Below are 21,008 nucleotides of genomic sequence, written 5' to 3' on the forward strand. Positions count from 1 at the left end.
TCACACTGGCCTAAAATTGATTAGCAATGGGCATTCACGACACTGAGAGTTGCCCGTTGTTTTGTTGGAGTCGCTGCAGATGAATCATATCGCTTAACTTGGTTACGGCCCGCTTTTTTAGCTTTATACATAGCGATATCTGCATGTTTATAAGCTAGCGTGGCATCATCTTGAACTCTAGAAATACCAGCGCTGACGGTAAATGGCATTAATGTGCTGGAATCGATATTATTTTTTATTCGACTTAATACGGCTTCAGCTTGGTCAAGAGAAGTATGCGGCATCAAAATAGCGAACTCTTCACCACCAATACGCGCGATGATATCTGTTTCACGGCATTGAGATGAAAGAAAGTCAGCTAAGTTTTTCAATGCATTGTCACCCACATCATGACCAAAGTTATCATTAATTTTTTTGAAGTAATCTATATCGATTATTCCTAAGCAGGCATGATAGTTAGGATAGCGTTTGGTATATACACTCAGATTATTTAATTCATAGTCAAATTTTCTGCGATTCCATACGTTAGTTAATGGATCTGATTCACTTTGGTTTCTGAGTGTTTCCTCTAACTGTTTACGCTGAGTAATATCAGTAAAGGTGATCACATACTTTTTTATGGCGCCCAGGTTATTTCTTAATACCTGAATTCGAGCCATAAGTGCATATGGATTGTCTTGTTTATCCTGCCCAATGACCTCGCCTTGCCAATTACCTTGGCGTAAATGGTGTCTAATTGTGGTCATTTCAGCTTGGGTAAATTGGATATTAAGTTTATCCAATGACTCACCGATTAATTCATGCTGAGTAAAGCCAGAAACTCGTGCGAATTCTTTATTTGTTTTGATTAATTTAAAGTGTTGATCAGTGATAATGACACCAGCGACACCATTAAATGCAGCGCCCATAATTTGTTGGTTCATCTCACTATTTTCATGACTGTTGAACAGTTTGAAAATATAGCCACATACTCCTAAAAGGAGTAATAACAATAAGCTAGCAATAGTGAGTAAATTATTTTTTTGCTCAGTAACAAAAGCTGAACTTGTTGGTGTGGTGATAAGAATGTACTTACCAAGAGGAGCATAAACATCACTCAATCCAAGCTCTGTGTATGAGTAAGTCGTGTCCTCTGTAGTTAGCCGGCCATAATCTGTTGATAATATTTGCTGCCATAAAGCTGAAAAGCTATTGGTAATGCTTTGCTGTTCTGAAGTTGTAAAAAAATGGCCTAACTCTTCAGATGGATTGTCACTAGCGAGAATGTTGCCATTTTCATCTATGATCCGAGTGATAAAGCTATCACTTTGCATTGCTTCAATAGCCTTAAGTACATTGCTGACACTGAGGTTAACCACAATATAGCCTTGACGTTGATGCTGATTATAAACAGGCGTCATGATCCTTAAGCTGGTTTTAATCGGTTTAGTTAACTGACCGTTTTCGATTTCTACATCTACTGGCCAAGTTCCTATTTCACCTTGCTTAAGTTGCTGTGCATACAAAAAATATGGGCGTTTAGATTTGTTTTCTAATTCAGATGAAGGTACTCGCTCTATGTTGTTTTGTTTGTTATTGACTCTGATGAGTTCAATGCCAGCGTTATCTATATAGCGAACTTGAGAGTAGACATTTTCATTCTTCACAATGAAATAAAACATGTTTTCTAATGCGGTTCGGTTTCTCAAACTGGCTGTTTGGGTAAATAGATCCACTTGGGGACTAGTGGAGATCTTTTTTATCATGTCATCCACTTCTTCAATCACACTCGATAAACGCTCTGAAGCAAATGCCAAGCGCTGAGCGTGACTATCATTAATGCGAGTGAGCTGATCATTTTCAATCCGTTGGTATTGGTTAAAAACGTATAAACATAAGCTGATACCAAAGATCAGAATGATGCTAAAAATAAGTTTGAATACTCGAATACTCTTATTTCGCATGGCGTTATGCATAGGTTTATCACTCACTTCACAGGCTTGAGATTAATGTTGTCAATCTCTTCTGCGGCTACTGTAAATGGGATACCAAAGTGATAGTTACCTTTATGTGCCAATAGGCCATAATTTGACGAATGTAGCCGTTACTCAATTTGACGTGATGATTGCTGAACGTTTTAAACAAACAGATCAATTTTAATGATTGAAAAAGTTAGTTAAGGTAATGTTTTTAAATACTTAATCTTATACTTTAAAATTGAAATTAAAGTATGAAAACTATTGCACAAGTTAACATCGCTGGTTAATCTAATCACAGAAACATATTGTGAGTCGATGAGTGAAGGATTGCTATCGAGTAAGTGAAAAGGAGCTTTCGAGTTTTTCCTATTTCTTCCTTTCGTTGCATAACTTTGTCATAAATACTTTTTAATATGCCTTCAATAACAATTGGTTATTAATATTATTCATACCTAGGAAATTAGGTTGTTAAGGATTTTAAATGAGCGAAGAAACAAGTTTGCAAGTAGAAGATATTAGCCAAGATTCAAAAAATTTGGCGTTATTGTGCTGGATAGGCACCATCTTTTTTGGTTTTATTCCTGGGTTAGTTTTATATCTGGTTAAAACTGATGATGAGTTTGTCCGTGAACAAGCAAAAGAGTCATTAAACTTATCTATTACAGTCATTATTGGTTACTTCATTTCAAGCCTGCTATTTATCATTGTCATTGGTATGTTAACTATGTTTGCTGTAGGTATTTTTAATCTAGTATTTTGTATTTTAGGTGCAATTGCAGCCTCTAAAGGTGACAGCATCAAAGTGCCTTATATTTTACGTTTAGTTAAGTAAGTCAGAGTAAATTCATAGTGCTTGAACATCAGCATGATGCAGTTATGCCATGCTGATTAAGCGCCACACTTAAAAGGAGTATTAAGTGGAAACAAATGTTTTTGACCGTCGGCATACCACGGATAATATTATCAGTGGGCCGCTGTATAATTTGGTCATAGGTTTAACCCTTTGTTGGGGTTTTGGCGTTAATTGGTGGATGGTGACTAACATCTCTCCTGAGGCCATTGCGTCAGTCAACTCATGGGTGTTCTTTATTGGTTACTTTGCCTCATGTTTTTTAGGTATTTACTTATTCTCATCCTCCGACAAACCTATTGTCAGTTTTATTGGTTATAACTTTGTTGTGGTGCCATTTGGTTTCATTATTAACTTAGTGGTGAGCCAATATGATGCGGCATTAGTGTCTGAAGCCATTAGAATTACAGGTTTAGTTACTATTGGAATGATGTGCCTTGGTACTTTATTTCCTGCCTTTTTTAGTAAAATTGCTGGCGCACTGACGATTGCATTATTGTTGGTGATTGTCGTTGAGTTGATTGAAATTTATGTATTTGGGATTCATCACGGTATTTTAGATTGGATTGTGGTGCTGATTTTTTGTGGCTACATAGGCTACGACTGGGGTCGCGCGAACCAAATTCCTAAAACCGTTGATAATGCGATAGATAGCGCCGCTGCGTTGTACATGGATATCATTAATTTGTTCCTAAGAATTTTACGTATTCTAGGGCGCAAGTAGCAAGTAATAGCATTTCGGCATAAACGAAAGAGCCGTAAGGCTCTTTTTTGTTTTATAGCACACCAAAGGAGTTGTCAGTGCAATTAGTGAAGCCTTGTTTGCAGTATCGTCAAAGCTATTTGCAGTACATTGCAGAGTTGGAAGATGAAGAGCGTTATCCGTTTCCGCTTGATTTCGACTGTGATGATTTTGAAGCCATGCTACAAAAAAATCAGGACTTTGCTGACGGGGTTAATCTGCCTCAAGGTTATGTGGCAAGCGAAACCTATTGGTTGGTTAACGCTGGTGAGTTATTGGGAGTGGCAAATCTAAGGTTAAGTTTGAATGAGACTATTCGTCATTGCGGCGGTCATGTTGGCTTAGGTATTCGTCCAAGCTTTAGAGGAGAAGGCTTAGGGATAGAACTCTTGGGTCAAACTATTGCTGTGGCGAAACTTAAGGGCATGAAGGAGCTGCACATTCATTGCTACAAAGCTAATTTGGCCTCAGCCAAAATGATTATCGCTAATGGCGGTATATTGCACTCTGAAATTGAGCTAGAAGACGATAACGCTGCGGCAATAATACAGCGCTATCGTGTACTAATATAAATCGTGTACTAATATAAATAGCCTAGGTTAACTGATGAGTTGAGTCACAACCTCAGAGAGCTGCGCAGCAAGCTCAGTGTTAGTTAACTCACCCGTTTCCGCATCAAAGTTCTGATAAAAGCTTGGCACTGACATTGAGCCTTTCACGTCAGCGGCAAAATAAGGTGCTGAACCTGTTGCTGCAGCTAAAACACTGCCAGCGCCACCAGGTCCTGGAGAAGTGGCTAGTAGTAACGTTGGCTTACCTTGGAATACTTTTTGGTCGATACGCGATGTCCAATCAAACAAGTTTTTATATGCCGCAGTGTAAGAACCATTATGTTCGGCAAATGAAATCACGATAGCATCAGCGCTGCCAATCTTTTCAAAAAATGCTTTGGCCAACTCAGGCTGACCGAGTTCTTTTTCACGATCTTCACTGAATAACGGGATTTCGTAGTCATTAATATCTAATAGTTCAACGTCTGCGTTTTCAACTAACTTGGCTGCCTGATGAGCGGCATAGTTCGCCAGCTTTTTGTTGATTGATTGACGACTGCTGCTCGCTGCGAATGCTAAAATTTTCATGTTATTGCCTTAGGCTTTTAAAGCCAATTTAAGATTTGTTTTAGGTAAGAAGTAAACCAAGCTTAAAGATGATTTAATCCTTTATATTCAATAAATTCAACCACATTTCTGTCAGGGTCTCTGATAAAAAATGAGCTGCCAGTGACATGAGTCATGGGCTCGCCACTCAGTGGAATATTTAAATCTGCTAGTGCTTTCATTACTGCATTTGCATCGGTGACTTCCAAAGCGATATGGGTGTAGCCTGTGTGTTTGGTGGGTATGTCCATCAACACATTAGTATCGGCATCAGCGGCATTCAGAATGAAGTTGATATTAACCCCACATGGGTGCTCGACAATGGCGACGGGCTCAGGCCCCATTGGCCCTGCTATGTATTTGAAACCAAGTAGGGCATAAAAGGCTTTTGATACTTCAAAATCTTTCACACGTAGTCCGTAATGATTGATGCGAGTGATGTGTTCCATGCTCTCTCCTGACGATTCAATGGGGTAGATTATTGCTAATCGATACAGCTACTTTACTGAATAACACTAAGCCGATTAAGGGGCTAAAAGGCAAATTATTCTTTCCATATGACTCGTAATTGGTGATTTTTTGTATTATTGAGGCTTTTATGGAATAGATAAGCTAGGTACAGTAGAGAGTGAATGATTTATTTTGATCTGAGTGACTATCAATTTTGGCTCAACAACAGGGAAGGGGTATGAAGTTGGATACTAAGCTGTTTGATGGTGTGGTTATTTTTACACAAGTGATTGAGTTAGGGAGTTTTTCTGAAGCAGCAGAAAAAACAGGTCACTCCACTTCTTATATTAGTAAAGCGATCACTAAGTTAGAGCAACGTTTAAAAACTCGCTTATTACATCGCACTACACGCTCACTGAGTTTAACTCCTGAAGGTAAGCTGTTTCATCAGCAATGCGTGCAAATGGTGATGGATGCTGAGCAGGCTGTAGTGATGCTTGATAGTAGTCAACAAACGCCAACAGGTACCCTTAAAATAAGTTGCCCAGTGACATTTGGCCTGCAATATTTACAGCCCATTTTGTCTTTGTACATGCGTCTATATCCTCAAATTAAACTGGATATCGACTTCAGTGATCGTCATGTGGACTTAGTTCAAGATGGCTATGATTTAGCGATTAGAGCGACGCAACAACTTGATGACTCCAGTTTAATCTGTAAACGCATTAGTCAGTTTCATGCTTATACCATTGCAACACCTGCTTATTTAGCTAAACACGGCACGCCGCTGACTCCTGAAGACTTAATCACTCATCAGTGCATTTGCTATAGCAATATGAAACAGCCTAACCGCTGGGTGTTTGAACATCCTCAAAAGGACACGATGACCATAGATGTACCACAGGTGATTGCTTGTAATAATGCCGATATGGAATTGGCCATGGTGCTAGATGGTCATGGTATTTCAAGGTTGCCGTCGTTTTATTTAACCAAGGCATTAGCTGAAAATAAGTTAACTGTGTTGTTTCAGGACTATCATCAGCCAGAAGTGGATATTTATGCGATTTACCCAAGCCGCAAGCATTTAACCCCAAAAGTTAGAAGTTTTATTGACTTGCTGGTGGAGCATATGCCGGCTTAAAGCAGACGTGCCTAAGCTACCTCAAGATGTACGGTTCTGCCCTAAAACTTGTTTCAAATTCTGAAAGTATCATTTGAAAAAAATCAACGTCGTGGCGCTTCGCCCACACCAGACCAAAAGGGTACCAACAGCAATACCCTCTTGGAACACCTTGCTGCCCCAACGAAAAATGCTGAAAAGCGCATGTTTTCAACGGGGATTGATCCAGCTTTAGACTTCGTTTGATTACTGCTTCGGCCTTATTCGAAAATGCTAACGCTTCCGATGGTGCATCCCTGCACCGCGAAAGCTAGCCTGACGTCCTGTCAGGCTCACGCTATTTTCTCTGCGTCCTCAATTCAAATTGTGCCTTTTAGATTTGTATCTTTTTTATTTTTAAGTTAACGCGAATAAAGTTAAATCGAAGAAATGAAAATTCCGGTGTAAGCGCGGCTGTGACCGTCCATGACATGGACGTCATGGCCGAGCATTCAGGGATGAACTTGTAGCGTGTCACAGTTGTATCTGCACATAAGCCTGCGGCAGGCAATGGGTTAGATTGAAATAATGGTCTTGAGTAATTTAGCCAATATAGATGAAGTACAAAACATAAACGGGTAACTCGTTTATGCCCCATTCCGTGCTAACACCGATCGTTTATATCAAAACATTACGAGTTATTTGACTTAGTTTTCATAATGAAACTATAGTGCAGATGTCGAATAGTAGTTGGGAGATAATCGTGAAAAATATCGATATGTTCAATCTGACGGTCTCCGAGATATTAGGTCAGTGCTATAAAAATTTTCCTAATGAAACGGACTTTGACTATAGACAGATTGCTCATCAAGTATCCCTATACTATGACAAATCGGACTATCAAGAAAATTTCGTCATTCTTGAGGGTATCTGCCGAGATACCATGAGTTGGCTGTATCAGGCTGACTATCTCTGGACTAGGTTTCCTGTTCACTCTGAACGTGCCACCATGAATGCTACTGGGATCAGGCTGTCTCCTAAAGGCCTTGAAGCATTAAGTTCGATGCCTGATTCTTTGACACAGAAGAAGCCTGTTGGAGATATCTTGCAAGGAGGAGTAAAAGAGACGGGGAAGATGGCAGCATTAGAGGCGGTTAAATTCATTCTCAGTGAAGGTGTAAAAATATACAGCCAACCTTAACTTCTACTGACTTCGGTTAGCTTCTATATCCAGAAACGTACCTGTACGATCTTAGCTATGGAGCAGTTCGTGATAAACATAACGTTAAGCCAGCAAAGTCTCGAAAATGAAATAGCTAATAGTTTAGAGAAAAAAACATATGCTTCATTTACCGACTGCTTACTGTACTCGTTTAAAAAGTGCCTTTCTAATCAAGTGAGTGGTGATGATAGGGTTCTCAATAATTTGTTGATTGATGCTGAATGCTCCATTGATAATAAAACGTCACTTCTATATGGGCACTCTCTGGCTTCTACTGAAGACTTTGAACTTGATTTGAATCTATCTATAACTATAAAAGTAAAGAGAAATTTTGAAGATGGCGTGTTCGAATATGCACCAGTTTTGAATTGCTTCGATAATCAAATTTTTGAACCAACTTTTGCAAAAAAACTAAAAAAGCAAATTAACTACACCTATTCAGATCTACGTGTTCAATTGCCTCGACTAGACGTCGGAAGTAAGCTTTCAATCAACTGCCTTTCTTTGCTAGAGGAAACATTTTCACCTGAAGGTTTGTATCTATGTGAGTATGACTTGTTTAGTTGTGCTCACAATGAAATGACGTTTGTAAACCAAAGTGACGGTAAAAGGTATTTGTGTTCATGCACGGAAGGGTTTCATGAAGAGTTACTTTCTGACCCTAAAAAAGCTTCTAACCATGATAGTTACCACAGTGAACGATTCATGCTTTCAGAGTTAGTAAGCTTGCCTAGATTAAAAGACATTTGTCATTTGTGCGTAATTAAAGAAAACGGTGTTGAAGAAAGCATTATTCGATATGGAGAACCTTCCCCATCGTTGCATTATTCCTATGAAGCGTTTGCTGAACGAAAGAAGCACGAATCTGGTTGGAGTTGGATTTGTGATAATCTTGAGCAAGCACTTGGGAGACAAAAGTGGGTAAATGAGAACAAAGTTTTCCTATTCACCAAGGATTTAATGATCGAGCAACGTATCCTTCGAGAAGCTTCACCAACTTGGCTTGGTAAGCAAAGGTTTGATGTATACTTACCAGAACTACGATTAGCGATAGAGTATCAAGGAAAACAGCATACTGATTCAGTTGAATTTTTTGGTGGTCAAGGTGCTTACGAAAAGAACTTGGAACGTGATGTCCGTAAAGCTCGATTATGTAAAGAGAATGGAGTTAGTTTAATATATGTCTACCACCATGAAAAAGTCACACCAAACCTTATGAAGCGCAAGCTTCAGAAATACCTGAAGAAATAGTCTTGTTTAAAATAGGTGTAAAATTCGAGGTATCAAGATACTTTTTCTAATCTCAAATTAACGTTTTAGTATATTAGCACTAAAACGTTTCTGCCCCAAAACTTGTTAACAGCTGTAGTCAGCTAATAATTTCTAGATTTGAATCGAATCTAAACCTAAATCAAGGTCGTGGCGCTTCGCCCACACCAGACCAAGAGGGTATCAACAGCAATACCCTCTTGGAACACCCTGCCGCCCCTATCGAAAAATGCTGAAAAGCGCATATTTTCAACGGGGATTGATCCAGCTATCAACCTCGCTTGTAGACTGCTTCGGCCTTATTCGAAAATGCTAACGCTTCCGATGGGCCGTCCATGGCCCGACGAAAGCTAGCCTGACGTCCTGTCAGGCTCACGCTATTTTCTTCAACGTCCTCAATTCAAATGGTGCCTTTTAGATTTGTATCTTTTTTATCTTTAAGTTGACGCGAATAAAGTTTAAATCGAAGAGACAATAATCCCAGTGTAGATGCAGCAGCGAGCTTCCAAAACATGGATGTTTTGGCAGAGCTTACAGGGACGTACTTGCAGCGTCTCGCTGTTGTATCTGCACATAAGCCTGCGGCAGGCAATGGGTTAGATTGAAATAATGGTCTTGAGTAACTAGCCCAATTTATATGAGGTATAAAATTGTTGTTCTTAAAACGTTTCTGTCCAAAAGTGAGTTTGGAAGTGATCAAACTTTATCATCAAAAATCACATTCATAATCAGATAAATTATCAAATCCGCGCCTGAAAGCGACTCAAATCCCGCTGAACTATATGCTCCACTCGTATGCTAGCTCGCGATTTTCGCCTCAGCGATTGGGTTGGTAGCCAAAAACTCAAACAAGCCTGTTTGCATGTTTACATTCCAGAATCTGCCTGCAAGCGTGAGGCTAAGCGCTTTATCATCAAGTGTCGCAAGACCATTTTGCTGCCAAGCTGCAAATAATGGCTGTAAGTGAGCCAGTACTTCTGCCTCTACTTTATTGAATGCCAGAACTCCTGAGTCGAGGCCGCGCTTAAATACCGCATCAAAAGCGGCTGATGGATTAGGGCTTAATGCCATTCCCGGGACTCTTACAGGGTCTTTTACAGGTGCTTTTATCGATGCTAACTCTGATGTCTGTGATTCGTGCGCTTGATGCCATTCGCTTAAATCTCTGGCATTCATCATGCCATGGCCGTGAATACTACCGCCTCCGCCAGCGCCAAAGGGTAAGATTTCAATACCACTTTTAGCCAGTGAGTTGTAAATACTGCGCTCACGATCGTCTCGGCGCCAATGACAGCTGGATAAACGCTGCCACTCATTTGATTCTAACTTGTTCGCACCATAGGCATACATATTGGCACGGGTTTGACTGTCGGCTTGAAATTCACTGGTATCGGTACCCAGAATTTTGCCTTTTTCACTGGCTTTGTCGATGCGAGTGCCACCTAAACCAATCAGTTGATACAAGTCGACCCCATGAGCACCAGAAGCGATGGCCGCGTCGATATCTTGTTGCCATATTTCCATGGTTTGGCCAGGCAAACCAAAAATAAGGTCGATAACAATACTTGCCGTTGGATGCTGGCTTAACTGCTGAATTCTATCCAGTAATGTTTGCTTATCATCAAAGCGGCCAGCGGCTTTTCGCACTTCAGTATCAAAACTTTGTACGCCAAACGAAAAGCGATTGAAGCCGTTATCAAGTGCGCTATGCCATTTATCATCATCAAAGCCATTGAGTCGGCCTTCGAGAGTGATTTCTGTATCTGCTGTTAATGGAAACTGCTGGATTGCTTTTCCTAGTGCTGCAATTTCTTCCGCCTTGATATCCGTCGGCGTGCCTCCACCCACATAAACGGTATCAAAAGGCTGGCTTTGGGCTAAAGGGGTTTGGGCTGCAATAGTGAGTTGCTGACACAGGCGATTCATATAATCACTGATGCGCTCAGGTTTCGCGCCATTTTCAAAGAAGTTACAAAAGCTGCAGCGCTTGCGACAAAAAGGCACATGAATGTATAAAGCTCTTTTTTCAGCCTTAGTGGGTTGTTGCCACCATTGTTGCCATAAGTCATCGTTTAGCTGAAGCGGTCTACTGCCACTGCGACCAGCATGGGGAGCGCTTTTAACCTTAAAGGCATGTTGTAATGGATCTGGGCTAGCAATACCTGTCATGGTCGAGGTTAGTATCATGATGACTCTCAGCTGGGTAGAAAAACAATTACCTGTAATGATAACCATTATCATTTGATCTTTTTAAGGGATAGATCAAGTTTGCTGGCTTTGCATTGTAAATTTTGGCTGATAGTTTGAATTATCTGGCAATGCTTGTTGCCTAGCTTTAAAAATTGCTAAATCGCTTTAAAGCCAGCCCTGAACGTTTTAAGCGCTGAGTATTTAAATGGTGAGTATGTAAGTGGTAAATGCTTCAAGCTGTTTCAAGAACTTTGCTGTGAAAGGGCTTAGTGTTTTAGGGATAGGGAGTATAAAGCAACTATCAAATCTTAATAAACAAGTAATAAAAAGCCCAATAACATTCATTGTTGCTACTGGGCTTTAAGTGATGACTTTTATTGGCTTTAATCTTATAAGGTAAACGTCGCGACTAAGTCATTGAGTGATTTAGCCTGAACTTTGAGATCTTTGGCTTTTTGAACACTAAACTCAGCCGCTTTAGTGATATCGTCGGTTACGTCTTTAATCGCCACTGTATTTTGAGTGATTTCCCCAGTTACTTGGGTTTGCTCTTCTGCGGCGGTGGCAATCTGGCTAGCCATGTCTGAAATCAAGGCAACAGCTTGAGTGATTTCTTCAATCGCCACTGTGGCTTCGTTAGCATCATTTACACTGTTGCCGGCTAATGCTTGGCTACTTTGCATTAAAGTGACTGCATTGGATGTGGTTTGCTGCAAGGTTTCGATGGTTTCATAAATCTCTTGCGCTGAATCTTGGGTGCGTCGAGACAATACTCGAACTTCATCTGCAACTACCGCAAATCCACGCCCTTGTTCGCCTGCGCGAGCCGCTTCAATTGCAGCGTTTAATGCAAGTAGATTGGTTTGTTCAGCAATGCCTTGAATGGTCGAAAGGATGCTAGATATGGCAGTGGCATGTCGACTTAACTCGCCAATCACATCGGTTGCTTGAGTAACTTCATCCGCTAAAAGGGTGATTGATTGGCGGGTATTATCAACCAAGCTTTGGCCTTGCTGGCTGCTGGTACTTGATTGTTGGGCTGCAGTGGCAGTATTTTCTGCATTGGCAGCAATCTCATGAGTCGCACTGGCCATTTGTGTTACGGCTGTGGCAACCATAGTGACTTCTTGTTGTTGAACTTGCAGCTCTTTCTCTGCCAAATGGCTACTGTTTAGGCTGTCATCAGCTTGTTTATCTAACTTGTTTGCTAACTCGCGAATTTGGCTAATCAACTGATGTTGGCTGCCTACAAAGCGGTTAAAGCTAATCGCTAAAGTTCCAACTTCATCTTGTGAGTCCACTTTAATACGTTGGGTTAAATCGGCATCACCATCGGCGATATGGGCTAATGCTTGAGATACACGAGCAAGAGGTGCTAAAAGCTGACCCATTAACCATGAAATCACCATCATACTAACGACAAGCACTAAGGTTGATATACCCAGTTGGGCAAGCAACAGTGAGCTTAATGGCGCTTCAAGAGTTTGTTTATCTAGCACTAAAATGAGTTCCCAATCTGTATTCGGAATATCTTCAGCCCAGACTAATTTGTCTCGTCCTTCAGCATCAAAATGAATTGGAATAAGTTGGTTTGGTAAGCGGTTTTGAATTAATAAATTGTAATCTAGATCTTTATCAATCGCGCTAATATGCCCCATTGCCTTGCCGGCATCTTTATAGGCGATAACGGTACCGTCTTTATGCATCATGATGGCAAAACCGTCTGACGGTAGCTTCATTCTGTTGACGTCATCGACTAAGTCATCGATATAAAGATCGCCGCCAATCACGCCGTTATGGGTTTGCTTAGCGAGGGTAATAACAAGGTTACGGGTAGTAAAGTCAATATAAGGCTTGGTAATAATGGCATTACTGCTACTTGCTGCTTGTTGGTACCAAGGTCTTGTACGTGGGTCGTAACCTGTATTGTCAATCGTAGGATCTGAGTCAAGCATGTCACCTGACGATTTACCAAAAAAAGTTGAAGAGAAGTGCCCAGATGCTTCTGCTTGCTGTAGTGCTTTTACTGCATGTTCATCATGCACCAATTGATCTAATGCTGAAATGATGCCTATTTTACCAATAAACCAATCACCGATCCGTTCTGCTTGTTGACCACTCAAGCGCTGTACTTGCTCAAGGTTAGATTGCAGAAGTATGTCTTTTTGATTTGAGTAACTTTGCCAAGAAAGCAAAGCAATAACCATTGAAAGCGCAACTAATACAGGAACAAGGATTTTTTGTTTTAACGAATAGGATTTCATATTAACCGGTAATATCCGTGAATAGTGGAACAGAGTAATGACGTCGGTTATCGAGGCACTACAGAGCTAATTTGGGCGGCGGATAGTGGCATAGTTTTGTATGTTTTAATAGCAACTGGATTGTTAAATAACCAAATTAAACATGGTGATAACGAGAGAGCTACGGCATAGATACAAGTCGTACTCATTGCTGAAAATTACTGACTAAATCATTATCCTGCAGAGGGGTTAAAGCGACACTGAAAGCAAAGTTCTTTAAAGGACGCTCTTTAAGGAAGCACTTTAAGCTAAGGGCCTTAAATTAAGAGCTTTAAGGAAGGCGCTTTAACCTGCTTACCTTGCAGGAATAGCTAAAGGCTGAATTATAAGTTACTAGGGCCTGTTGATCTTTCAAGGTTGTTTTTGCAGCAAAGTTCAACAGGCCCTAGCAGTAAACCACCTAAACGTTTAAGTGATTTACGATGGTTTACTGCTGATGAATAACGAGTGAAATTAACTCACGTCTACATAGAGTTGTTTGAATAGCCCTGGTTGGTTCTTTAAATGCTGCTCAGTGCCTGACTGACTGATTTTGCCATCATCAAGAACCAGTATTCGGTCTGCCAACCGTAAATTATTCAGTCTATGAGCGATAATTATTGAGGTGCGTTGCTGCAAAAACTCAGTGAGATTTGCGAGCACTTTGGCTTCGGTTACCGCATCTAAGGCTGATGTTGCTTCATCTAAAATGACCACTTGTGGTTGGCTTATCCACATTCTAGCAATGGCTAAACGTTGCATTTGGCCACCAGAAAGACGCGTAGTGGAACGACCTAAATCAGTGTCGAGTTGGTCAGCCCATTGAGAGACTGTGTCGCTTAACTCTGCGTGAGCGAGTGCTTGCCATAAGGTGTCATCATCTACCTCAACACCAAAGGTCAAATTATCGCGCAAGCTGCCTGCAATCAACTTAGGGTGTTGGGGAACATAGCCCACCTGTTGACGAAATCGGTTAATGCCATAGTCAGACATCTGTTGGCCGTTAATGCTGATACTGCCTGATTGAGGCATATAAAAGCCCAATAACAAATTGATTAACGTTGACTTGCCACCACCACTCATTGCCAGTAATGCGACGGATTCATTAGCCGCTAAACTTAGGTTTAATTGCTTGAATAAATGCGGTTCTTGTTCAAAGCCAAAACTGACATTGTGGAAATCAATATTGATTTTAGCTGTCACAGAGCCTTGTGGTTCAGTTTGGGATAAATCTGAATTTTCCTGAGTCGGTTCAACGTCTAAATCCAATAAGTTGTTCAGTCTTTCCATTGAAGCTTGGGCGCCAAATCGAGCATATTGAATATTGAGCAACTCTTGTATTGGCCCCATTAAATACCAAAGGTAGCTAAATACCGCAAAGATTTGTCCCACTGTTAAATCAGATACCAGCACCATAAAAATAGCCATGGCGCGAAAGCATTCAAAACCAAGTAAGAAGGTAGTGAAGCTGAGCTTATTTAATGCATCTGTTTTCCATTGATTAGCAATGGCATGGTGACTAAGGCTTGAAGCTAAGCCAAACACTCTTTGATAATAGTGCTTTTCTTGCTGAGCTAAACGAAGTTCGCGAGTGGCATCGACGGTATCTACAAGCGCTTGCTGAAAAGCTTCGGTGGCGGCATTTTCTTTGCGGCGTAAGCTTTTCACATGCTCCGCGAAGCGTGATGAGAAATATATCACCAGAGGGTTAAGCAAGATGATCATCAATCCCAATTGCCAATTCAGCCACAACAACACGCTGGCAATGGCCACAATGGTGAGCACACTGATAATGAGTCGTGAAAGAGTGTCACTGACAAATCGCTCAACCGTATCGACATCGGTAATGCATCGTGAAGCAAGCCCAGCACTACCATACTTATCGAATGCACTAATTTGAATGTTAGGTAATTGCATCAGCATACGTTGTCGGACATCTAAACTGATCCGCTTAGCGATTTTAGTAAACTCGCGTGCCTGTATTACTTGGGTGATCATGGTCAGTAATCGAAGCAAGATAACGGCGAGTAACACAATGACAATATAGACACTGGGTTTGTGCCAAACTTCGGGCAAAATTGGATGTAAATTATTGAGTAACCAACCCGTTTGTCCAAGCAGTACTTCATCAACCAATAATGGCATAAGCATAGGAATTGGTAAGCTTAATAACGTCGCTAATACAGCAATCAGGTTTGCCTGAATAAGCTGACGTTTATGAGTCACGATTTTTTGCTTTAACCAAGTCCAGTTTAGCCTTGATTGCTCTTGCTTGAAGTGTGCTTTGGTTTGATTATTGTGTTGGGGGTTTTGTTGAGCCAAAACTAGTGTCCTTTGGAGCATGACAGCAAAAATTTGAGATAGCGTTTGCTGGCCATTTTTACTGCGTTATCGACTTTCTTATGTAGAATAACGACATAAGAAAGCCTCTGCCTTGTAAAAATGCCCCACAATTCGCTGCAAGAAAACCTTGAAAGAACAGTAGGCTCTAGCTCAATAAACTGTCGATTGTTAAGTTATGAAGTTAAGCCATCAAAACCGTTAAAAAATTAACGGCAGATTGCTTTTAGGATCAACAACTAAAGTGGGTTTGTAATGCCAAACCTTCTCAATGATATCTGCCGTCAGCGCAGTGTGAGGTTCACCATCACTCACCACTTCACCCTTTTCTAGCACAACCAATCTATCGGCATAACGACAGGCTTGATTCAAGTCGTGTAATACCACTACTACACTGTAGTTATGCTGGTGAGCTAAGGTTTGCGCAAGCTCAAGTACTCTATGTTGCTGAGCCAAATCTAATGCAGAAGTGGGTTCGTCCAATAATAGAATGGGATTGCTTGGTGCTTGAGCCAGCTGAGTCAATACCCGAGCTAACTGCACCCGCTGTTTTTCCCCGCCAGAAAGAGTGGGGTAACTGCGAAACTTAAGTGCTGATAATGCAACTTGTTCCAGCTGTTTATCGACGAGGTCACAACCTTGTTGCTGGCCAATGGTTAATGGGTATAAACCCATTTGCACCACTTCGTGTACTTTAAAGGGAAAAGTCAGCGAGGCGTGTTGTGGTAATACTGCTAGTGACTTGGCAAGTTCTGCTCTGTTCCATTCAAGTAATGGTTTGCCAAACATGGAAATATCACCAGAAGAGAGCGCTGTTTCTTGGCATAAGCTTTTGAGCAAGGTCGACTTACCAGCGCCATTAGGACCTAATAATGCAGTCACTTGTCCAGGTTTGATTTCAAGATTAATGTCGTTGAGCACTGGTTTTTTACCAATATGCACTGACAGATTATTGATACTCACCACAGACTTATTTAATGCATTATTGGATTGAGTTTCTTCAGCAGATGTCTCTGATTTTGGTGTGAATATCACGCTGTCTTTACTGGTACGGGATATGGCCGTTCTATCGAGTCCAGCAAGTTCTAAACCCGATAGCTCAGGTGCTGATTTATGTGTCTTTAGCATTGATTTTAGCTCTAGATTTCTCAACATATTACACCAACTTATTGCGCTGCTTGAGTAATAAAATAATGAAGAAAGGCGCACCTAACAGTGCAGTAACAAGGCCAACTGGGAGTTCAGAAGGGGCGACAATTGAGCGAGCACCAATATCGGCAACCACTAAAATTGCAGCACCCAACATGGCACTTAATGGCAAGAGTAAGCGGTGATCAGGTCCAATCATCATTCTGACTAAATGAGGAACCACAAGGCCAATAAAACCAATAATCCCAGTGGCGGCAACCGCAATGCCCACGCCAATGGCACATAAAACTATGAGCTTTAACTTAAGCTTGTCGACATCTAACCCTAAGTGTCTAGCTTCTGCTTCGCCCAGTAATAATGCGTTAAGGGCTTTAGCGCTTTGATGAAACTGCCAGCTTATTACCGCTAAGGCGATCAAACTTAAGATGACATAATGCCACTGAGCACCAGCCACAGAGCCCATTTGCCATAAGGTTAAATCACGCAGTGCCATGTCATTGGCCATATAGGTAAGTACGCCGATACCTGCACCAGCCAAAGCTGCAACTGCGACACCGGAAAGCAGTAATAACACCACTGAAGTACCGCTCGGGCTTGAGGCCAAACGATACACAATCAAAGTTGTAATTAGGCCAGCAAAGAAAGCACTAAAGGCCACTAGGTATTCACCGCCTTGAGGAAACAGCACGATACAAATCGCAGCACCTAATGCCGCCCCAGACGACACACCGATAATGCCTGGATCTGCTAATGGGTTTCGAAATAATCCCTGCATTACAGCGCCACATTGCGCTAATGTGGCGCCAACGGCTAATGCTAACAAGGTGCGTGGTAAACGGACGTTATTGATCACCAGTTGTTCATGTGGTGCAACCGAAGCCAGCTCTTGGCCTGTGGCCCAATTCACCATAGCGTTAAAGCTGGTGGCAGGGCTGATTTGTAATGGTCCGATGCTGACAGACAACAGGCTTGTAATCACCAAAGCGGTGAGTAAACAAGGCCAAAGCCAACGTTGATTTTCCATGATGTTTCCTACTGTGCTTAACCGTATCACTGTCGATAGTATGTGCTACATCACTGCGCTCACTTTGTTTGCTGTGAGCGCAAGGTTTGTCTGGGCGAACTATCGTTGCTGAATTTCAATGAAGTCACTGGCAAGCTGATCTGCAGCTTCTACAGCACTAAGACCTAAGCCACCTAACAGTGCTTGGGCTGATAAGTTTTTAATTAACTTATGCTCACCTGCTGGGGTGTGAGCCAATAATGGCATATGCGCTAATAGGCTTTCAGCAGGATCTTCTGCCACATCTTCACTGCGATTAGAAATTAAAATCACGTCTGGCTGCAGGGCTAAGATGCCTTCTTGAGACACACTCTTATAGCCATCAAAACCAGCGATATTATTGCCACCGGCTAAATTAATAATGATATCGGCTGCGGTGTTATCACCACCCACGCGTGCAGGGCGATCAGGTTGAAGTAGTAAAAACAATACTTTAGGTGCATCACCTTGTTTGGCAATGGTTTGCTTTTTACTTTCAATTTCTACAAAAGATTGTTCTATTTGCTGAGTTAATGCTGAGGCTTGAGATTGCTTCTCTAATAACTCGCCAATCTGTTCAACGTTTTTCAGTAGTTGTTGCTTAGTATCGGCGCTCGGTAGCGAAACAACGTTTACTTTCGCGCTAGATAGCACCTCTAACGTGTTTTTTGGCCCCATGGCATCTGAGCCTAAAAGTAAGGTTGGCGATAAGGCTAGAATGCCCTCTGCAGATAGCATTCTGTGATAACCAAGTTTAGCCACTGAGTCGAGTTCAGCTGGGACTTGGCTGGTGGAATCTACGCCCACTAACTCTTCGCTGCCATCTAATGCGATGACTAACTCAGTGATACCTGCACCTGCACTGACAACACGCTGTTCAGCCATAGCGGTTTGACTGAACATCGCTGCTGAAATTGCGCCAGTGATGGCGAATAAACTAGCGAATAAAACGGTTTTAGAATGACGTGTTTGTTGCTTGAGCATAACTAGACTCCGAATAAATAAAATAAAGGCTCAAATGAATCGTTTGTGTGGCCAACCTCGTTAAAACAAGGTCATTAAGGCTCCATTAAAATCTGGGTATTACTGATTTGTTGTCGCTGCAATAAGGCCAGCACTGTCATCAAAGGTTGTACGGGGGCATTTTTATCTGCGGCAACGACAACATTGAGTTCAGGTGAGGCATTAAATGCACTGATAAAGGCAACTTCGAACTGATCAAATTGTTCAAATTGCTCTCCATCCAATGCCCAATGCGGCGCTTCATCCATGATATTGACAGCGATATGCTGCTGTTGTGACAAGCCAACTAGCTCTGAATCTGCCTCAGTAGGTACATCCACAGGTAAGGTCAGCAGTTGGGTATTTGCCGTAAGTAGCAAGAACACCAACACAATAAAAATGATGTCGATAAGTGGGGTTAAATCAATGCCCATACTCGACTGAGCCCCCGATTGACCGATGGCATTATCTAAGCCAATCATCCGTTACTCTCCACAGGGCAAGCAGTAGCTAACACAGCTTGGTTTTCCTTACGGGATGGCTTTTTACTGCCTTGCTGGCTTACTGCTTTCGAGCTGACTTGGCCGTTATTCGCTGCATGAGTATCTGAGCCAATATGTAAGGCTTGATCAAACCCTTCTAACCACAGGTTTAGCTGGTTTAAGGCGTGGGCAATTTTATTGCAGCGCTTTTCGGCCCAAAGGGTAAACAGGTGCGCCATGGTGATGGCGGGGACGGCAATAATAAGCCCAGCCGCAGTGGTATTCATTGCCAAACCTAAGCCAGTTGCTAGTTGAGATGGGGTAACTGGTCCATCAGATAAGCCTAATTGGCTAAACATTTCTATCAGGCCTAATACTGTGCCTAATAGCCCCAGTAGCGGTGTGATTACCCCAATGATTTGCAGTACGCGTAATCCAGACTGGAGCTTTTCTTTTTGTTTTAGCAACCACAGGTTGATAATTTCTTCACGCATGGCGCGGTCTTGATCGCCATGGGCTAAAAGCAAAGCAGTGCCTTTCGCTAACATGCTACGGCCCTGGCTTAACTGGGTGATCAACTGCTGACGTTGCTCCAATGTGGCGCTGCGTGTTTGCTTTCGTAACTCAGTTAACCAAACATCGCGTTTGGAAAGTTCATTGATGATTAATGCAAATCGTTCTAACACGATAAGCAAAGTGATAAACCCGCAGAAAAACAAAGGCCATGTTAGGTAGCCCAGTTGTTGAGACAGTTCAAGATAAAGTGGTTGAGACATGAATACTTCCTCTGTTCAGATTAATTTAATGCAAACTTCACTGGCACTCTTACTGTGTAAGCAAAAGCGGTTTGTGGTGAAGGTGCAGCAAATTTCCACTTTTCAACCGCATCGATAGCTGCGGCATCAAGTAGGCTATAACCTGAACTGTTAACTAGGGTGAGCGAGAGTTGCTCACCAATTTGATTGAACATGACTTCCACTGTCGCGGTGCCCTCAAAACCACGCTTACGTGCTTTACGAGGGTAATTAGGTTGAGATGGTGGTGCTGAAAAGGTCGGTTGTTGCAAAGCAACCGTTTGTTTTGTAACGCCCTGTTTGGCATCAACTTGTTGTTGATTATGTGCTGCACTGACCTCGTTACTGGCAAGTTCAGTTTCTGATGGATCTTTTTGCTGTTCAGTTTTCGCGACGACCGGCTCTGGCTTACTTACCTCAGGTTGAGGCTCTGGAGTGACAGGTTTAATGACTTCCGCTTTGGCAACCACAGGCTTTGGCTCGGGCTTGTTTACAACAGGCTTTTTAGGCGCAGGTTTAACCACAGGCTCAGCTTTAGGCTCAGGTTTCGGGTCTGGCGTTGGCTCGATATTCTTGTGGGTTTCTGGCTGACTTGGCTGCGCACTTGCCTGCATAGCAATCATGACACTTACTGACTGACTTGAGCCCATTGCTGAGCCTTCAGCTAACTGAATTTCCGCTTCAGTATTTTGCGAAGCGAGTACAGCGCCTTGGATTAAAATCGTTAAGCATCCGAAAGCAAGATATCGTTTAGGTGTCATGATTTACATTCTTCTACAACAGCAATTCGATGAAATATTAATCATTACTAGGTAAAGCAATTAGTTAGCTGAAAATCTTTACAATCTTTACAAAGCTAGTAATTACAGTCACTTAATAATAGTTAGTATCAATATGTGCCTAAACATACAACATTGGTAATGAGATCGCAAATGATAATGATTTTCATTTGATCTAAGTTTTGTTCTCAGGTAAAGTGC

Annotated in this window: 19 protein-coding genes; 6 read left to right on the forward strand and 13 right to left on the reverse strand. The window is 41.8% G+C overall.

Annotated elements, in window-relative coordinates; genetic code table 11:
- Positions 1 to 20 precede the first annotated feature (20 nt).
- Positions 21 to 1,970 carry a diguanylate cyclase gene (locus FNZ24_RS03225; RefSeq protein ID WP_153912987.1) on the reverse strand — a complete coding sequence of 650 codons (1,950 nt, stop codon included), beginning with the start codon at positions 1,968 to 1,970 and terminating at the stop codon, positions 21 to 23.
- 469 nt (positions 1,971 to 2,439) lie between these two features.
- Between FNZ24_RS03225 and FNZ24_RS03230 the strand changes: the two genes are divergently transcribed.
- The 3 genes from FNZ24_RS03230 to FNZ24_RS03240 all read left to right on the forward strand — a co-directional run bounded on the left by FNZ24_RS03230 (position 2,440) and on the right by FNZ24_RS03240 (position 4,122).
- Complete coding sequence (locus FNZ24_RS03230; RefSeq protein ID WP_153912988.1) at positions 2,440 to 2,790, forward strand: DUF4870 domain-containing protein; 351 nt, start codon at positions 2,440 to 2,442, stop codon at positions 2,788 to 2,790.
- Positions 2,791 to 2,875: 85 nt separating this feature from the next.
- On the forward strand, positions 2,876 to 3,532 hold the full coding sequence (locus tag FNZ24_RS03235) for a Bax inhibitor-1 family protein (protein ID WP_102529618.1): 657 nt from the start codon (positions 2,876 to 2,878) through the stop codon (positions 3,530 to 3,532).
- Between the two features lie 77 nt (positions 3,533 to 3,609).
- Positions 3,610 to 4,122: a GNAT family N-acetyltransferase gene (locus FNZ24_RS03240; protein ID WP_228768360.1), complete on the forward strand. Its 513-nt coding sequence runs from the start codon at positions 3,610 to 3,612 to the stop codon at positions 4,120 to 4,122.
- Between the two features lie 27 nt (positions 4,123 to 4,149).
- Here the strand turns inward: FNZ24_RS03240 and FNZ24_RS03245 are convergent, their stop codons facing one another.
- Positions 4,150 to 4,689, reverse strand: a complete 540-nt coding sequence (locus FNZ24_RS03245; RefSeq protein WP_153912989.1) for an NADPH-dependent FMN reductase — start codon at positions 4,687 to 4,689, stop codon at positions 4,150 to 4,152.
- Between the two features lie 62 nt (positions 4,690 to 4,751).
- Positions 4,752 to 5,156: a VOC family protein gene (locus tag FNZ24_RS03250; protein ID WP_153912990.1), complete on the reverse strand. Its 405-nt coding sequence runs from the start codon at positions 5,154 to 5,156 to the stop codon at positions 4,752 to 4,754.
- A gap of 239 nt (positions 5,157 to 5,395) precedes the next feature.
- On the opposite strand from FNZ24_RS03250, the gene FNZ24_RS03255 reads away from it, so the two are divergent.
- A complete protein-coding gene (locus FNZ24_RS03255; RefSeq protein ID WP_153912991.1) occupies positions 5,396 to 6,298 on the forward strand; it encodes a LysR family transcriptional regulator in 903 nt (300 codons plus the stop codon).
- Between the two features lie 352 nt (positions 6,299 to 6,650).
- On the opposite strand, the gene FNZ24_RS03260 is transcribed toward FNZ24_RS03255, so the two are convergent.
- Entirely contained in the window at positions 6,651 to 6,914 is a 264-nt protein-coding gene (locus tag FNZ24_RS03260; RefSeq protein WP_153912992.1) for a hypothetical protein, read from the reverse strand.
- A gap of 105 nt (positions 6,915 to 7,019) precedes the next feature.
- Here FNZ24_RS03260 and FNZ24_RS03265 point away from each other — a divergent pair, with 105 nt between their 5' ends.
- Both FNZ24_RS03265 and FNZ24_RS03270 read left to right on the forward strand, forming a co-directional pair.
- Positions 7,020 to 7,457 carry a hypothetical protein gene (locus FNZ24_RS03265; protein ID WP_153912993.1) on the forward strand — a complete coding sequence of 146 codons (438 nt, stop codon included), beginning with the start codon at positions 7,020 to 7,022 and terminating at the stop codon, positions 7,455 to 7,457.
- A gap of 69 nt (positions 7,458 to 7,526) precedes the next feature.
- On the forward strand, positions 7,527 to 8,729 hold the full coding sequence (locus FNZ24_RS03270; protein ID WP_153912994.1) for a hypothetical protein: 1,203 nt from the start codon (positions 7,527 to 7,529) through the stop codon (positions 8,727 to 8,729).
- Between the two features lie 816 nt (positions 8,730 to 9,545).
- On the opposite strand, the gene hutW is transcribed toward FNZ24_RS03270, so the two are convergent.
- The 9 genes from hutW to FNZ24_RS03315 form a co-directional block, all read right to left on the reverse strand.
- Complete coding sequence (gene hutW / locus FNZ24_RS03275) at positions 9,546 to 10,934, reverse strand: heme anaerobic degradation radical SAM methyltransferase ChuW/HutW (protein ID WP_153912995.1); 1,389 nt, start codon at positions 10,932 to 10,934, stop codon at positions 9,546 to 9,548.
- A gap of 392 nt (positions 10,935 to 11,326) precedes the next feature.
- Complete coding sequence (locus FNZ24_RS03280; protein ID WP_153912996.1) at positions 11,327 to 13,201, reverse strand: methyl-accepting chemotaxis protein; 1,875 nt, start codon at positions 13,199 to 13,201, stop codon at positions 11,327 to 11,329.
- A 492-nt stretch (positions 13,202 to 13,693) separates the two neighbouring features.
- Entirely contained in the window at positions 13,694 to 15,541 is a 1,848-nt protein-coding gene (locus tag FNZ24_RS03285) for an ABC transporter ATP-binding protein (protein ID WP_228768361.1), read from the reverse strand.
- A gap of 219 nt (positions 15,542 to 15,760) precedes the next feature.
- Positions 15,761 to 16,525: a heme ABC transporter ATP-binding protein gene (locus FNZ24_RS03290; RefSeq protein WP_228768366.1), complete on the reverse strand. Its 765-nt coding sequence runs from the start codon at positions 16,523 to 16,525 to the stop codon at positions 15,761 to 15,763.
- A 190-nt stretch (positions 16,526 to 16,715) separates the two neighbouring features.
- On the reverse strand, positions 16,716 to 17,732 hold the full coding sequence (locus FNZ24_RS03295) for a FecCD family ABC transporter permease (protein ID WP_153912999.1): 1,017 nt from the start codon (positions 17,730 to 17,732) through the stop codon (positions 16,716 to 16,718).
- A gap of 99 nt (positions 17,733 to 17,831) precedes the next feature.
- Positions 17,832 to 18,734: a heme/hemin ABC transporter substrate-binding protein gene (locus FNZ24_RS03300; RefSeq protein ID WP_153913000.1), complete on the reverse strand. Its 903-nt coding sequence runs from the start codon at positions 18,732 to 18,734 to the stop codon at positions 17,832 to 17,834.
- A gap of 74 nt (positions 18,735 to 18,808) precedes the next feature.
- Positions 18,809 to 19,234, reverse strand: coding sequence for an ExbD/TolR family protein (locus FNZ24_RS03305; protein WP_153913001.1), 426 nt, complete (start codon positions 19,232 to 19,234; stop codon positions 18,809 to 18,811).
- A complete protein-coding gene (locus tag FNZ24_RS03310; protein ID WP_153913002.1) occupies positions 19,231 to 20,010 on the reverse strand; it encodes a MotA/TolQ/ExbB proton channel family protein in 780 nt (259 codons plus the stop codon). Before FNZ24_RS03310 ends, FNZ24_RS03305 begins: the two co-directional genes overlap by 4 nt.
- 20 nt (positions 20,011 to 20,030) lie before the next feature.
- Positions 20,031 to 20,789, reverse strand: coding sequence for an energy transducer TonB (locus FNZ24_RS03315; RefSeq protein ID WP_153913003.1), 759 nt, complete (start codon positions 20,787 to 20,789; stop codon positions 20,031 to 20,033).
- Positions 20,790 to 21,008: the final 219 nt, after the last annotated feature.

The sequence above is a fragment of the Shewanella sp. TC10 genome, from assembly GCF_009663145.1.
In the GTDB taxonomy this organism is placed as follows: domain Bacteria; phylum Pseudomonadota; class Gammaproteobacteria; order Enterobacterales; family Shewanellaceae; genus Shewanella.